This is a genomic window from Amycolatopsis tolypomycina, from assembly GCF_900105945.1.
GTDB lineage: Bacteria > Actinomycetota > Actinomycetes > Mycobacteriales > Pseudonocardiaceae > Amycolatopsis > Amycolatopsis tolypomycina.
Genome location: NZ_FNSO01000004.1, coordinates 5,868,520 through 5,882,854, shown reverse-complemented (window position 1 = coordinate 5,882,854; position 14,335 = coordinate 5,868,520). Strand labels below are relative to the sequence as shown.

The 14,335-nt window shown below is 70.1% G+C and carries 14 protein-coding genes; 10 read left to right on the top strand and 4 right to left on the bottom strand.

What is annotated here, in order from left to right; translation table 11 throughout:
* The first annotated feature begins 85 nt into the window (after positions 1–85).
* From BLW76_RS36595 to BLW76_RS36575, 5 genes are read left to right on the top strand one after another with little or no spacing between them, the layout of a single operon-like run.
* Positions 86–1,303 carry a helix-turn-helix transcriptional regulator gene (locus tag BLW76_RS36595; protein WP_091316284.1) on the top strand — a complete coding sequence of 406 codons (1,218 nt, stop codon included), beginning with the start codon at positions 86–88 and terminating at the stop codon, positions 1,301–1,303.
* A 15-nt stretch (positions 1,304–1,318) separates the two neighbouring features.
* Positions 1,319–2,068 carry a hypothetical protein gene (locus BLW76_RS36590; RefSeq protein ID WP_091316282.1) on the top strand — a complete coding sequence of 250 codons (750 nt, stop codon included), beginning with the start codon at positions 1,319–1,321 and terminating at the stop codon, positions 2,066–2,068.
* A complete protein-coding gene (dcd, locus tag BLW76_RS36585) occupies positions 2,065–2,679 on the top strand; it encodes a dCTP deaminase (protein WP_091316281.1) in 615 nt (204 codons plus the stop codon). Before BLW76_RS36590 ends, dcd begins: the two co-directional genes overlap by 4 nt.
* The gene (locus tag BLW76_RS36580; protein ID WP_091316279.1) at positions 2,663–3,760 is read left to right on the top strand and encodes a thiamine-phosphate kinase; all 1,098 of its coding nucleotides are present in this window, start codon (positions 2,663–2,665) and stop codon (positions 3,758–3,760) included. The genes dcd and BLW76_RS36580 overlap by 17 nt, the downstream gene beginning before the upstream one ends.
* A gap of 2 nt (positions 3,761–3,762) precedes the next feature.
* The gene (locus tag BLW76_RS36575; protein ID WP_244170478.1) at positions 3,763–4,347 is read left to right on the top strand and encodes a GNAT family N-acetyltransferase; all 585 of its coding nucleotides are present in this window, start codon (positions 3,763–3,765) and stop codon (positions 4,345–4,347) included.
* Positions 4,348–4,353: 6 nt separating this feature from the next.
* On the opposite strand, the gene BLW76_RS36570 is transcribed toward BLW76_RS36575, so the two are convergent.
* A complete protein-coding gene (locus BLW76_RS36570) occupies positions 4,354–5,421 on the bottom strand; it encodes a helix-turn-helix domain-containing protein (RefSeq protein WP_091316277.1) in 1,068 nt (355 codons plus the stop codon).
* A 223-nt stretch (positions 5,422–5,644) separates the two neighbouring features.
* Here BLW76_RS36570 and BLW76_RS36565 point away from each other — a divergent pair, with 223 nt between their 5' ends.
* Positions 5,645–6,250 carry a hypothetical protein gene (locus BLW76_RS36565; protein WP_091316276.1) on the top strand — a complete coding sequence of 202 codons (606 nt, stop codon included), beginning with the start codon at positions 5,645–5,647 and terminating at the stop codon, positions 6,248–6,250.
* 23 nt (positions 6,251–6,273) lie between these two features.
* Positions 6,274–6,936: a Crp/Fnr family transcriptional regulator gene (locus BLW76_RS36560; RefSeq protein WP_091316274.1), complete on the top strand. Its 663-nt coding sequence runs from the start codon at positions 6,274–6,276 to the stop codon at positions 6,934–6,936.
* A 27-nt stretch (positions 6,937–6,963) separates the two neighbouring features.
* Here the strand turns inward: BLW76_RS36560 and BLW76_RS36555 are convergent, their stop codons facing one another.
* The gene (locus BLW76_RS36555; RefSeq protein WP_143060753.1) at positions 6,964–7,344 is read right to left on the bottom strand and encodes a hypothetical protein; all 381 of its coding nucleotides are present in this window, start codon (positions 7,342–7,344) and stop codon (positions 6,964–6,966) included.
* 496 nt (positions 7,345–7,840) lie between these two features.
* On the opposite strand from BLW76_RS36555, the gene BLW76_RS36550 reads away from it, so the two are divergent.
* Positions 7,841–8,917 carry a helix-turn-helix domain-containing protein gene (locus tag BLW76_RS36550; RefSeq protein ID WP_091316271.1) on the top strand — a complete coding sequence of 359 codons (1,077 nt, stop codon included), beginning with the start codon at positions 7,841–7,843 and terminating at the stop codon, positions 8,915–8,917.
* On the top strand, positions 8,914–10,080 hold the full coding sequence (locus BLW76_RS36545) for a hypothetical protein (RefSeq protein WP_244170477.1): 1,167 nt from the start codon (positions 8,914–8,916) through the stop codon (positions 10,078–10,080). The genes BLW76_RS36550 and BLW76_RS36545 overlap by 4 nt, the downstream gene beginning before the upstream one ends.
* A gap of 10 nt (positions 10,081–10,090) precedes the next feature.
* On the opposite strand, the gene BLW76_RS36540 is transcribed toward BLW76_RS36545, so the two are convergent.
* Together BLW76_RS36540 and BLW76_RS36535 are read right to left on the bottom strand one after the other, a co-directional pair.
* Positions 10,091–12,010 (bottom strand): ArnT family glycosyltransferase, encoded by a 1,920-nt coding sequence (locus tag BLW76_RS36540; RefSeq protein WP_425266036.1) that lies wholly within the window; start codon positions 12,008–12,010, stop codon positions 10,091–10,093.
* 4 nt (positions 12,011–12,014) lie between these two features.
* Entirely contained in the window at positions 12,015–13,544 is a 1,530-nt protein-coding gene (locus BLW76_RS36535; protein ID WP_091316269.1) for a sensor histidine kinase, read from the bottom strand.
* Positions 13,545–13,731: 187 nt separating this feature from the next.
* Between BLW76_RS36535 and BLW76_RS36530 the strand changes: the two genes are divergently transcribed.
* On the top strand, positions 13,732–14,274 hold the full coding sequence (locus tag BLW76_RS36530; protein ID WP_091316267.1) for a hypothetical protein: 543 nt from the start codon (positions 13,732–13,734) through the stop codon (positions 14,272–14,274).
* Positions 14,275–14,335 lie beyond the last annotated feature (61 nt).

Here is a 14,335-nt window from a genome sequence, read left to right as displayed (position 1 = left end):
CTACCAAGGTAGGTAAGAGTGGTGTCGATGTCTGCCTACATCTTATGTCGGCCGCGGCGTGGCCGGTAGGACTGAAGTGATAACGGTGACTGTCAAGCAGGTGGGTGCCGAGTTGCGGCGGCTGCGCGAGGCCGCCGGGCAGACCCAGGCGGACGTGGCCCGGATCGTCGGCGTGAGCCGGGCCAACCTGACGCAGTGGGAGACCGGGCGTTATCTGCCGTCGGTGGAGAACGCCCGGCTGCTGGACAATCACTTCAGGCCGACGAATTCCCTGGTGGAGCTGGTCGAATCCGCCCGGTCGACGACCTCGGCGCCCGCCGGGGTGCTGACCACGGGTGGCTCCCTGCTCGAAGTCTTCCGGCGGGCAGGCGCTACTCTCGCCGGGGAGCTGATCCGCGACGAGAACGGTCGTGCGGTCGGCTGGCGCCACAACCTCCAGAAGCGGGGCGAGCACACGACGCTGGCCACGGCCTACGGGGTCAGCGCCATGGCCGTGTTGGGTGAGCCCTACATCGACCTACATACGGTTGTCGAGGGCCTCTACGCGAGGCGGTCCGAGTTCGGCTGGCAGGGCCGGTCCGCGGGACGCCGTCCGGAGGTCACCGCGGCGGTCGTCGACGCGCTGTTCCAGGTCAGCACCGTTCTCTCGGCCGAAGAAGCCCTGACACACCTCGAGCATTCCCTCGACAACGACTACAGCCGGACCCGGCCCTTCCTGCTCGCCACGGTCCTGCGCACCGCGGCCCGGATCGGGCCGGACGCTCGGCTGACCCGCCGGCTCACGGATGACCTCCTGGCGGTCCGGCTCGACCACGACGGCGTCCGGCTGTGGGGCGAAAAGAAAGAACCGAGGCTGGTGGCACCCGAACCGACCACGGCGCACACCGCGCGGGCCGTGGTGGCACTGCGGGAACTCCTGCGCGCCGGCGAGGATCGCGCCGACGTCCGGGAGGCCGTCGAGGTGGGCACGCAGTGGCTCGTCGACCGCACCCACCCGGACGACGGCATGATGGAAGACCTCGCTCTCCCGCAACCGGGGCAGCGAGCCGTACCGGTGAACATCAAGCATTTCACTTCCGCATGGGTCGTCCAGGCCCTGGCCGAGGCACCGAAGGTGCCGACCGTCCGGCTGAACCGCGCGCTCGGCTCTCTGTGGGAACGCTACGAAGCCGGTCTCGGCCTGTGGGCCTGGGGCAGTGGCGACCTCCCCATCTGGATGACTCTCGACGCCGTCACCGCCCTGCGCGCAGCTGCGCTGGCGTTCGCGGCACCGCCGTTCCTCCCACCGACAGTCGCAGAATAGAGACATCCCCGCACGATGAGCACGACATCCTCGTTCGTCGCCGCCGGCCAGGCGTTCCCGCATGACGTTGCGGAAACCCTGCGTGGCGACGGCTCCCGGCCCGGCTTGGGCCGGCTCGAAGCGGCGGCCCGCCGCATCCGCACCGGCCGGCGTGAACTCGCCGCCTGGCTGCGGGACCTGATCGCCGACCAGGCGGCGGTCGCCGAGATCGCGAAACGCTCGTACTGGCACCCGAACGGCTTCGCGAAGATCGTCCTCCACACGAGTGTCGAGCCGGAGTTCCGGATCCGGCTCCACGTGTGGCCCCGCGGTGAAACGCCTTCGCACGGCGAATCCAACCCGCACAGCCATCGCTGGGAGTTCGCTTCCTACGTGCTCACCGGTACCGGCATGCACATGGTCGAATTCATGGAGACCGCCGAGGGCGGTAAACCGTACCGGCGGTACCGCTACGGCATGGATCCGGCGGACCCGGCGGCTCTCGTCACCGACGGCGAGGTGCGGCTGAAACGCCGAGGGGTCCCCCACGTCCAAGGCGGCGATGTGTACACCTGCGATACCTCGATCGTGCACACGGTTCGCCCGATCGATGCCGGACTGACGGCGACGGTCGTCGTCCAGGGACCACGGCGTACACCCACAACGGTCGTCTACTGCGAACCGGGGGAAAGCGACGACCAGCCCAACGGCGAGCTTACCGGCGCCGAATTCGTGGAACTCGTGAGCGAGTTACTGCCGACTCTCGATAGCGGGGCCGCACGATGACGTCCGTGGAGCTGAAAGTCCAGCTCGAAGAGGCCATGGAGCGCGGCGTGCTGACCGACCGGGCCATCCGGCGGGCTCGCGGGACCGGGGAGCTGCGGGTGGAGCCGTTCGACGACGCGCTCGTGCGCCCGGCCGCGCTCAGCCTTCGCCTCGGGCACGAGGCGTTCACCCTGGCGGCGACCGGGCCGGTCGACGTCGCGGACCGGTCGACCCACCCCGAACTGGTGCCGAAGGAGCTGGACGCCCACGGACGCCTGGCCATCGAGCCCGGCGAGGTCGTGCTCGCGCCGACCCTGGAGAAGATCGGCCTCTCCGAGAACCTGGTGGGCTTGGTCGACGGAACGAGCGACTACGCGAGGCTCGGCATCAGCGTGGTGCTGTGCGGCCAGGTCAGCCCCGGTTTCGGGCGCGACACCGGAGCCGTGCTGACCCTGGAAATCGTCAACCACCTACGGCAGCCGGTGCTGTTGTATCCCGGGGCCCGGATCTGCAACTTGATGCTGTTCGCTTCGAGCGGCAGCGAGCTGCCCTACGGCGAGATGCCGCACAACTACTCGAACGACCACGCGGTCGTCGCGTCCCGATTGGCGGATCATGTCCGGCACAACTGAGCTCACCCTCGGTGACCTGGGCGAGCGGGGTATCCAGGAGAAGGTCTTCCAGCCGCGGTACGGCTTGACGGAGGGCTTCGGCGACGACAGCGCGTTCCTGGCCGAGGTGAAGAGCCCGGCCGAGCTGGTCGCGACGACCGACAGCTGCCCGACACCCCTGGTCAACCTCCTCGGCGAGCCGGATCTCTACCACGCGGGCTGGCTGCTGGCGACGATCAACCTGTCCGACCTGGCCGCGGCCGGAGCCGAGCCGCTGGGCCTGGTCGTCAACTACACCCTGCCGAAGGCGACGACGGTCCGGGAGTTCGAGCGCCTCCTCGAGGGCGTGGACGCGTGCTGCCGCGCGCACGGAACCAAGGTCGCCGGCGGCGACATCCGCGACGGTGCGGCGATGCAGCTGACGGCCACGGCGATCGGCCGATGCGCGCCGGGCAGCAGGCTCGGCCGGTCCGGTGCGCTCGCGGGCGACCGTCTGCTGCTGGTCGGCTCACCCGGCTACCTGTGGGCGGCGGCCCTGCTGGCCACCGGCCAGGCCACGCTCCCGGAACGGGACCGGGACGAGGTGTGGCACCGAGCCTGCCGCCCGACGGCCCAGCTGAAGGCGGGCCGCCGACTGGCGACGACCGGCCTCGCCCACGCGGCGATGGACGTCTCCGACGGATTGTTCGCCACGGTCCGCACACTGTGCGAAGCGAACGGCCTCGGCGCGGCGATCACGGAGGACTTCGAGCTGGACGCCCCGGTGGCTTCGGTGGCCGAGCAGTCCGGGCTGACACCGTTCGCACTGGCCCAGACCTGGGGCGACTGGGGCCTGGTCGTCGTGATCCGACCCGGCGACGTCGACCAGGTGAAGAAGACACTGCGGGAAGAAGGCATTGCGGCACAGGAGATCGGAGAGCTCACCACGGACGGGCAGCTCACGTCGGGACCGGAGAACGAGCCTTGGCAGGGGATCGCCCAGGAGAGGTTTTCGGCCACCTCGTGGCACGGCGGTGAACTGTCCACATTGATCACCGAGGTGCTCGGCGACGGCCGCAATCCCCGGGTACACGGCACCGGCAATGCCGTGTACGGTTCGTGACCGTGACCGGGACTCAACTCGTCCGGCTCGGCGAGGCCGATCTGCCGCCGCTGAGCGATCCGCGCCGAAGCCGCGGATCCCTGGCCCATGACGACCAGTTCGTCATCCGGCCCGCCCATCAGCTCGACCTGGTTGCTCTGTCCTCGGTGGGGGACCGTCGCTATTACGCGGATCGGCTCGCCCGGCAGGCGGCAAGCCTCGGTGTCCTGCTGACAGCATGGCATTCCGATCGGCCGGTCGGTGATGTCTACCTGTGGCTGGAAGAAGCGGAAGAGCAACCGATCAATCGCCGGCTGTCCGGGGTTCCGTTGCTGACCCACTTGATCGTCCGCGAGGAGGCGCGCAACCGGGGAATCGGCAGTGCGCTGATCGCGGCGGTCGAGAACCACGTCGTCGCGCTCGAGCATTCTCGGTTGGCCCTTGCCGTGCGCACGGACAACAGCGAAGCGGCTCGGCTCTACGACCGCCTCGGTTACCGGGATTGGGAATGGGGCCCGGTCGTCTGCCACGCGGAGAGAACCCTTGCCTCGGGGCGGATCGTGCTGGAACCGGAAACGTGCAACGTGCTGGTGAAGAACCTCGGGTGACGGCGGTCAGGTCGTGCTCTTCTCAGGCCATTCGTGGAGACGGTTCTCGGCGAGGCTCCAGTCCGGCGTGAGTCCCTGGTTGTTGAAGACGCGCACGCGGGTGATGATGCTGAAGGATTCTTCGTCCCCGAACCGGCGGTTCAAATAGGCCTGGTTGCGGTCGCGGAACCGGACGTCGGTCAGGGCGCGGACCGCGCCGAGCGTGCCGCGGCCGTACATCCCGTTGCACACCGTGACCGTGCGCAGCCGGTTGAACGGGCTGATGCCGTGGTAAAAGTGGGCGACGTCGGACAACAGGCGGTCGTCCGGACCGAGCTCCGCCCTGAACAGCTCGGTCCGGTCTCCCGTCTGGACTTCGAACCCCCCGTGCTGGCCGGCGTCGTCGTCGCGTTCGACCTGCTTCACGGGCAGGTTGACCAAGTCGAACAGCTCCTTGGTCAGGGGGTTCCAGTCCACGCCACCGAGGAGGACGAGGTGTTCCGTGTACTCGTCCGCGGTGAGCGGCGTTTGCTGGTCGGTGGTCCGGTAGGTCACCCGGCTGGCCGGGTTGCAGGCACGAACGTGCCCGTACAGCTCGAGCAGGGCGTCCGGGTCGGCGTAGGTGTACATCTGGACGTAGTCGGGGTTCAGGGGGTTGGAGTACTTCTGGTGCGCCAGGTCCTGGGGCAGCCTCGCGCAGACGATGACGATGTCCTGGTTTTCGGGGAACCGCCACAGGTTGTCGCCCACGAACTCGGGCTGTGCTGCGCCTTCGTCGGTCTTGTCGCGAAGCTCGTTCAGTTCCCTGAGTAGCTCTTCGCGACGAGCCCGCTCCTCGTCGTCCAGCTCGTCCACGGAGAGCACCTGGAACTCCTGGCCTTCGACCGATCGGTGCGTCGCGAAGAAAGTGGCGTAGGTGTCGAGGCGAGCCGGCGGCGGCGTCACCGGCCGTCCGGTGTTCTCCCATGACGAGAGGAGACCGGTGCTCAGCTCGAAGGCCGTGGCCAGTTGCTTCTGCGTGATCTCGACGTCTGGCCAGTGCTCCTTGCGCAGCTCCCGGAGGCGGCTGGCCAGTGCAGGGCGAGGCTGGGACACGGCTCAAGTCCTTCACTGAAGTTCAGTGGTGATGGGTTGGCGAGTATACACCCGGCGAAGGCGTCTTGCTGTGGACAAGACCTGGCCAAGACGATGGCGTGTTCGAGAGGTTGAAGGCGCACAGGCTCGCCCGTCTGGCGGCATTGTCCGGCCTCAGCCAGGCGCCTATAGTGAGGTCATGAAGTCTAGTAGACTTCACTGAATCTCTGAACAGAGGCCCGACATGGACACTTCAGCAGCGGACCCGCCGCGGCACCGGAGCATTGTGGTCGTAGACGTCGAAGGCTCGACGGCCAGAACGAACCCGGCGCGTGCCCGGCTCCGTGCGGTCCTGTTCGACCTGCTCGACGAAGCCTTTCGTGCCGGCGGGATCACGGCTGACCTCCGTGACGCCTTCATCGACCGCGGGGACGGCGCGATCTGCCTCGTCCGGCCGGCGGACGAAGCTCCCAAGACGGCACTGCTCGTGCACGTCGTCCCCGCCCTCGCGCAGCTGCTCACGAGACACGCGGGTGACCGGCCCGATCTGGCCTTCCGGCTGCGCGTCGCCGTCCACGCCGGGGAGGTGCACTACGACGCCCGGGGTGTCTACGGCGAGGACATCGACATCGCCTGCCGCCTGGTCGACGCCGCGGAAACCAAGCGGCAGCTGCGGAATTCGCCGGAACCGCTCGTTCTGGTCGTGTCCGGCGAATTCCACCGCGCGGTGATCCGGCACGGCTACGCGGGCATCGACCGGAGCGCTTTCGCCCCCGTTGTCAACGTGCGCCTGGGAGAACAGAAGATGCGGGGCTGGATCGGGGCTTCGGGCGCCGGAATCGCCAGCTGACGGCACACCGGGAGGGAGGCGGGATGGAATCGACCGGATTCTGGTCGGCGCTGGGGCCTGCCGAGCGTGCGAAGCTCACGGAGGTGGCGGCCGTGCGGTCGTACGGCCGCGGTGATGTGCTGTGCCGCGAAGGTGATCGCGCGGATTCGGTGCTGTTCCTGCGCACCGGATTCGCCCGGATCACCAGTGTCACTCCGGATGGACGTGAAGTGCTGATCGGCGTTCGCGGCGCCGGCGACGTGATCGGTGAGCTGGCCGTGATCGATCGTGGACTGCGGTCGGCGACCGTCACGGCTTTGGAAGAGGTCGAAGCCCTCACTGTGCCGGCCGCTCGGTTCACCGCGCTTTCCCGCAAGGAACCGGGGATTGCCTGGTGTCTGGCACTGGTGCTCGCGGAGCGGATGCGGGCGCTCGGGAAGCAGTGGCTCGACATCGGCGGGGGCACGATTCCCCGCCGGGTCGCCGCCCAGCTCATGCAGCTGGCGGTGCAGCACGGGGTGCGGCACGGGGTGGACGTCGAGGTCGTCATCCCGGGAACCCAGGCGGAACTGGCGATGACAGCGGCGATCTCGCGCGAGTCGTGGGTGCGGGCGACCCGCGAGCTGCGGGCGCGCGGCGTGATCAGCACCGGCCGGCGGAAGCTGACGATTCACCGGATCACCGAACTGCGCCGGCTCGCTCGCTGAACCCGGGCGGCGGACGAGCCGCGGCCGTCAGGGCGAGGATGACCGACGGCGGTGCACTGGCAGCGGGATGACATTGCCCGGCGGGAGGTCTCTCCGGCCGGGCGCGTACTCCCACGGGCGGGTGTTCAGCGTGAGTGTCACGATCCTGGCCGCCCGGGGGTGGCGGTCGACGTGCACCTCGGGTACGGAGGCGACGGCGGACAGGACCGCGCGACGGCGATGGAGCTCCTCGAACCCCGCACTCTCCGGGCAGTAAAGGGTGATGACCACGTCCGTGCCGCGGGCGCGGCACCACAGGACCGTCGGGCGGCGGCCGCCGAAGCGCAGGACCGGGAGCGCGGCCCGTAGCCGGCGCCGGAGAACGACCGCCTGGCGCCGACGGCGGCGGAGCAGACCTGTGCCCACCACGGCGCCGATGGTGGTCGCGGACAAGCTCGGCCGGGGCCGGCCGGCGAAACCGGCAAGGCCGCAGGGAACCACGGTGACCGCCAAGCGCGCGCGTCGACGGTGGTGCGGCCGGGGTGGGATTGCTCGGGTGCTCGTCCCGCCATCGCGTCGCGGGTCCGGTCTGCGGCTGTCCATGGCACCTCCTCCGGTGAAAACAGGACACTCCCGGGCAGCTCGACCTTCTGCGTCAGCTGACGCAGAAGGCGGAACTTCGCGCCCCGGGCGCGAAGTTCCGCCGGATGGCGGATCACGCCGCGCCACCGGGGCTGATTCCGAATTGAACTACAACTGAATTTCTGTGGAGTTCATTGTCGGCGCGGGTGTAAACTCCACGAACGGTGCCGTCATGGACGTCTGCGCGGCCGACTTTGCTTGCAGAGGTCGGCAAGTGGTGACGGATCGCGGAAATGATCATGTCTCCGAGGGACGTTGAAATTTCCTGAAAGGCGGCGGAACCGTGGCCCCGTTCGAGGTACGGCCGGCGCTCGCGCGTCGCCTGAGGAAGCTCCGGGAAGAGCAGTGGCCCGATGTGGGCATCACCCAGGCGCAGCTCGCCCACGCACTGGGTGGAGCCAAACCGCTGAGCATTTCGCTGATTTCCGCGTGGGAAAACACGGAGAAGCCGGTCATCCCGCCGGTCAAGCGGCTCAACGCGTACGCCACCCTGTTCGCGACACGTCGATCCGTCGCCGGCGGAGTCGTCCGGATCCTCCCCCAGGAAGAGCTGATGGACGACGAGCAGCTCCGCCGCAAGGAACTGCTCGAGGAGCTGCTGCTGCTCCGGGAGGACCACGCGGGAGGCTCGCAGCGGGGCACCGTCGACACCTGGCGGTTCCCCGACGACGAGCACGTCACCATCGTCTGCGCCCGGCTTCCGGAGCAGCTCCGGAAGAACCTGACCTACGCCGATCCCGAGAGCGCCGACTACGTGTCGTTGTACACCTACGCCGACCCGGACGCGTTGATCGAGCTGTACGGCCACATCCGATCGGTCAATCCGCAGAACCAGGTCCGGTTCCTCACCACGGAAGAGCTGACCGCCGACGACTACACGACGCACCTCGTCCTGCTCGGCGGGGTCGACTGGAACACCGTCACCCGTGATCTGTTCGGCCGGGTCGACTTCCCCGTGCAGCAGGTCGGCCGCAACGACGACGCCGAGCACGGCGGGTTCCGGGTGGAGCAGGACGGAGAGGTCAGGTTGTTCGGGCCCCAGCTGGACGCACAGGGCCGGTTGCTCGAAGACGTCGCGCACTTCTGCCGGAGGTTGAGCCCGTTCAACCGGCTGCGCACGGTCACGGTGTGCAACGGGATGTACGGCCGCGGCACGCTCGGCGCGGTTCGCGCCCTGACCGACGTCCGGTTCCGTGACCGCAACCAGGCGTACCTCCAGGAACGTTTCGGCGGCGAGGAGTCCTTCAGCATCATCAGCCGCGTGCCGGTGGTGAGCGGCCGCAGCCTGACCCCCGACTGGACCCTGCCGGGGAACCGGCTGCACGAATGGCCCGAAAAAGCCACAGTGGGCCGCTCATGACGGGATCAGTGCGCCAGCACCAGTCGCACGAGAACCTGCTGACCCACTTCGATGCCCGCCGTGTCGTGCAGGGCGCTCTCGACGCGATCATCGTGCCGAACGGCCGCCCGACGCCTTACCTGAAGCACGCGATCGGCGCCGCGCGGGAGTGTGACGTCCCGCTGCTCTTGTTGTGCAGCAGGCGCGCCGACGCTTCGACAGCGGCACTCGCGGCGAAGCGGGCCGGGGTGCGGGCGCTGGCCCTGGACACGGACATGTTGCCGGCCAAACTCGTGCCCTCGTTCGAGACCGATCGGCTGCTGCGCGCCGACCGGTTCAGCCGGCGCAACGACACCAGCTTCAAGCGGAACCTGGGCCTGTTGCTGGCAACGCTGGCGGGCTGGGAACGGATCGTCTTCCTCGACGACGACATCCTGCTGCCCCGGCCCGAAGACCTCGTCGCGGCAGCGGGACTGCTGGACGACTACCCGGTCGTCGGCTTGGCCAACGCCGGCATGCCGGACAACTCGGTCGTGTGCCACGCGTTGCGCGACGCGGGCCTGAAACAGGACACGTTCATCGGCGGGGGCGCCCTCGCGGTGGGTGGGACCGCCTTCGGCTCGTTCTTCCCGAACATCTACAACGAGGACTGGTTCTTCCTCCTGGACGGCGCGAGCCTCCGGCCCTCGGCGGTGACGGGAACGGCGATCCAGGATCCCTACGACCCGTACCGCGACGCCCGGCGAGCTCGCAGCGAGGAGCTCGGCGACACCCTGGCGGAAGGCGTGTTCGCCCTCCTGGACAACGGTCTGAAGCTGGCGAACGCGGACCACGACTACTGGCGGGTCTTCCTGCCGGGTCGCCGGCACATCATCCACGACACGATCGGCAAGGTGCAGGCGTCTCCCATCGCGTCGGCGCAGAAGGCGCGGATGATCGCCGCGCTCAAGGCGGCGATCGGCCGCAGCCTGCTCATCACGCCGGAGCTCTGTGTGCGGTACCTCCGCCATTGGCAGAACGACTGCCTGCGCTGGCGCAGCCATCTGCGCGAGCTGCGGCGCGAACACCCGGCGGTCTGCGGGATCGAAGGCGCGCTCGGCACCTTGGACATCGCATACTCGGCGCAACCGGGATCGGACGGCCGGCTGAGGCTGGGCGCCGGCCGCCGATCGTTCTTCGATTGACTGGCGCGCTTCAGGCGTTCGCGGTGAGGTCGAACACCGTTACGCCGTCCACAGTGGAACTCTGATAGTGCGAAGCGACCCACTCCGCGATCTCCTGGGCCGCGTCCGAGCCGCTGTTGCCCTGCATCGTCATGCCCTCGCCCAGGAAGTAGTGGATCTGCCCGCTCGCCACGTACTCCTGGAACTGCGTCAGCGTCGGGTACGGGTCCGTCCCGTTGAAGCCGCCCACCGCCATCACCGGCGCGCCCGAAGCCAGCTGGTAGCCCGCCGCCGCGTTCGACAACACCGTGGCTGCCGTCCACCTGTACTTGGATGCGTCCTGCTGTAGCAACGCCGTCAGTGATGCGCCCGGCATGGTTGTCGACAACAGGGAACCCGGGCCGCCGCCGCGGCCGCCGAAGCCGCGGCCGTCGCCGAAGCCCGACGAAGGGCCTGCCGACGGGATTGCTCCGCTGTGCGTTGTCGCCGCTGTGGCCAGTGTGTACGCGCCCGTTCCCGTCAGCGCTACCACCAGCGAAAACACGGCCACGGACGAGGCCGCCCCGCGGGTCAGGTGGGTGGCGAAAAACAGGGCCACCGCCGCCAGGAGGCCGCCCACCAGGACCGTCGGGGCCAGCCACGGCTGCCACGACGAACCCGACAGCAACAGGTACGCCGTCAGTGCCGTCACCGCCACGCCGCCGCTGAGCAGGCCGGATGCCACCGGGTTCGCGCGCAGGCGCCACAGCTGGACCGCCGCCGTGCCGACCAGGGCCGCGACCGGCGGGGCCAGTGCCACCGTGTAGTACGGGTGGATGATTCCGCTCATGTAGCTGAACACCGCCGCCGTCACCAGGAGCCAGCCGCCCCACACCAGGAGGGCCGCGCGGGATGCGTCCGTGCGGGGTGCCCTGCGGGTGAACCAGAGTCCGGCGCCCAACGCCAGCAGGGCCGCCGGCAGCAGCCAGGCGATGCCGCCCGCCATCTCGCTGCCGAACAGCCTCGTCAGGCCCGTCGTGCCCCAGCCGCGGCCCGCGCCGCCGCCGACGCTGCCCACCTCGTCGCCCGTGATGCGGCCGAAGCCGTTGTAGCCGAACACCAGCTCCCACAGGGAGTTCGTCTGGGAGCCGCCGATGTAGGGGCGGGACGCCGCCGGCCAGAGGGCCACCACCGCCAGGTACCACCCCGCCGACACCAGCACCGAAACCAGGGCGCCGAGCAGGTGCAGCAGCCGCCCGCGGAGCGGCACCGGCGCGGCGACGAGGTACGCGACGGCGAACGCCGGCAGCACCAGGAACGCCTGCAGCATCTTCGCCAGGAACCCGAAACCGACCGCGACGCCGGCCAGCGCGAGCCAGCGCGGGCTCGCCTTCTCGCCCGCGCGCACCACGCAGTACGCGGCCGCCACCAGCAGCAGCACCAGCAGCGCGTCCGGGTTGTTGAACCGGAACATCAGCGCCGCGGCGGGCGTCAGTGCCAGCACCAGGCCGGCGACGAGCCCGGCCGCCGGGCCGGACGTGCGGCGGACCGTCGTGGACAGCAACCACACCGAGCCCACGCCCATCAGCGCCTGCGGCACCAGGATGCTCCACGCGTTGACGCCGAACAGCCGCGCCGACAGCCCCATCACCCACAGGGCGGCCGGTGTCTTGTCCACGGTGATCGCGTTGGCCGCGTCGCTGGAGCCGAAGAACAGCGCCTTCCAGCTCTGCGAACCCGCCTGCGCGGCCGCCGAGTAGAACGCGTTGGCCCAGCCCGAGGCGCCGAGGCCCCACAGGTAGAGCACGGCGGTGCCGAGCAGGAGGGCGGCCAACGCCGGCCGGTGCCACGAAGGGCGGGCAGGAACCGAAGGGGGCACGGCGGTTTCGCGCGTGGCCACAGCGGCCTTTCGGGGGCTCCGGGTGGCGAAGCCCCCGGCGCGGGGCGAAGCCCCGGATGTCACAGCGGTCATGGGGTCAGCTTCCGGTCTCCAGCTGGGGCCGGGTTGTGCCGATGCTGTGCACGCGCTGTGCGGGCACGGCCACGGGGAGCCGCACCGCGAACTCCGTCCGTCCGGGCCTGCTGTGCACCTCGATCGTGCCGTGGTGGGCGACGACGACGGCGGACGCGATCGCCATCCCCAGCCCGGTGCTGCCGGCCTGGCGGGAGCGCGACGAATCGCCGCGGGCGAAGCGCTCGAAGACGTCCGGCAGCAGGTCCGGGGCGATGCCCGGGCCGTCGTCGGTCACCGTGAGCACCGCGCTGCCGTCCGCCGAGCGGGCCAGCGCCGTCACCACCGTGGTGCCCGGCGGCGTGTGCGTGCGGGCGTTGGCCAGCAGGTTCGCCAGCACCTGGTGCAGGCGCTGGACGTCGCCGTGCACGAGCACCGGGTCCGGTGGCAGCTCCAGCAGCCAGCGGTGCTCGCGGCCGGCGACCCGGGCGTCGCCGACGGCGTCGGCCACCAGCCGGGTGAGGTCGACCTCGCGCTCGTCCAGCGGGCGGCCCGCGTCGAGCCGGGCGAGCAGCAGCAGGTCTTCGACCAGCGTCGTCATCCGGACGGCCTCGGACTGGATCCGGCCCATCGAGTGCGCGACGTCCGGCGGCACCAGCGCGCTGCCGCGGGCGGCCAGCTCGGCGTACCCGCGGATCGCGGCCAGCGGCGTGCGCAGCTCGTGGCTGGCGTCCGCGACGAACTGGCGGACCCGGATTTCGCTGTCGTGCCGTGCTTCGAGGGCCTGGGCGACGTGGCCGAGCATCAGGTTCAGCGCCGAGCCGACCTGGCCGACCTCGGTGCGCGGGTCGGTGTCGCCCTCCGGGACCCGGATGGACAGCGCCACCTGGCCGCGGTCGAGCGGCAGCTCGGTGACGCGCCCGGCCGTGGCCGCGACGCGGTCGAGGGGACGCAGGGTGCGGCGGACCGCGAACGCGCCGAGGAAGGCCGCGCCGAGCACGCCCGCGGCGGCCACGCCGAACAGGATCAGCCCGACGGTGAGCAGCGTGTCGTCGACCGGCTTCATCGGCAGGCCGGTGACCACGACGTCGGCCGTGCCGGCGACCGGCAGTGCCATCAGCCGGTACTCGCCGAGGTCGTCGAAGGACAGCGTGTGCGGCTTGCCGTCGGCAGGCACCGAGAGCATCACGGCCTGCTGGCCGGCGGTCAGGTGCAGCCGGCCGCCGTGCTCGGAGATGCTGTCGTCGTGGACGAGCTGCCGGCCGGAGAAGGTGCCGCTCACCGTGCCGACGTTCTGCCCGAGCGGGTGCTGGCCCTGGTCCCGCGGCGGCGGACCGGAGAACTGCGCGTTGCTCGCGAAGACCAGTGAGCGGTTCGCCGCGGCCGAGAGCTGCTGGTCGATCTGGCGGGTGAGGAAGAGGTCGAGCGCGAACTCGCTGACCACGCCGACGATCAGGCACACCACGGTGAGCAGCACGACCATCGAGCCGGTCAGTTTCGCGCGCAGCGAGAGCCGCCCCCGGCGGGGACGTGGCGAGTCGGTTCGCGCGGCCATGGAACCAGCGTCCGTCGACGCCGTGTGTGCGGGTTGTGCGCTGCCTGTGAAGCGGCTGTGCGGTGACCGGCCCGTTGCCGGATGTCCGGTTTGCCGGTCACAGGAACGGCTGACGGCAGGCACAGTCGGTGCACAGCGAGCCGCTCCACCGTGGACCGCACCGAAGGACCACGTTGAGGAGCAACACATGACCACACCGCAGGAACCGTCCACTCCGGACCAGACGTGGGGCGCGACGCCCGCGCCGGCCCCGAAGCCGGCCTGGTCGCCGGGCAGGAAGATCGCGGCGGGCGCCGTCGCGGCGGTGATCGTGGCCGGCGGGGGAGCGGCGGTCTGGGCCGCTTCGTCGTCGGCGGCGACCGAAACGCAGGCCGGCCCCGGCGGCATGACGGGCGGCCCGGGCGGCCTGCCGGGTGGCGGCCTGGGCGGGGCGCTGCACGGCGAGTACGTGGCGTCCGACGGCAACGGCGGCTACGTCACGAAGATCATGCAGACCGGCGAGGTGACGGAGCTGAGCGCGACGTCCCTGACCGCGAAGAGCGACGACGGCTTCTCGAAGACGTACACGATCACCTCGGCGCAGGCGACGGGCCTGGCGACGGGCGACACGGTCACGGTGGTGGCCACGGAGTCCGGCAGCACGGCGACGGCGACCTCGGTGACGGACGGCGAGTCGGGTGGCTTTGGCCAGGGGACGCCGCCCTCGGGCGCCCCGACCCGGACCGGCTGACCGTCGCCCCAACGTCATGAACGACTCTTTCAGGACATCAGATGTCATGAAAGAGTCGTTC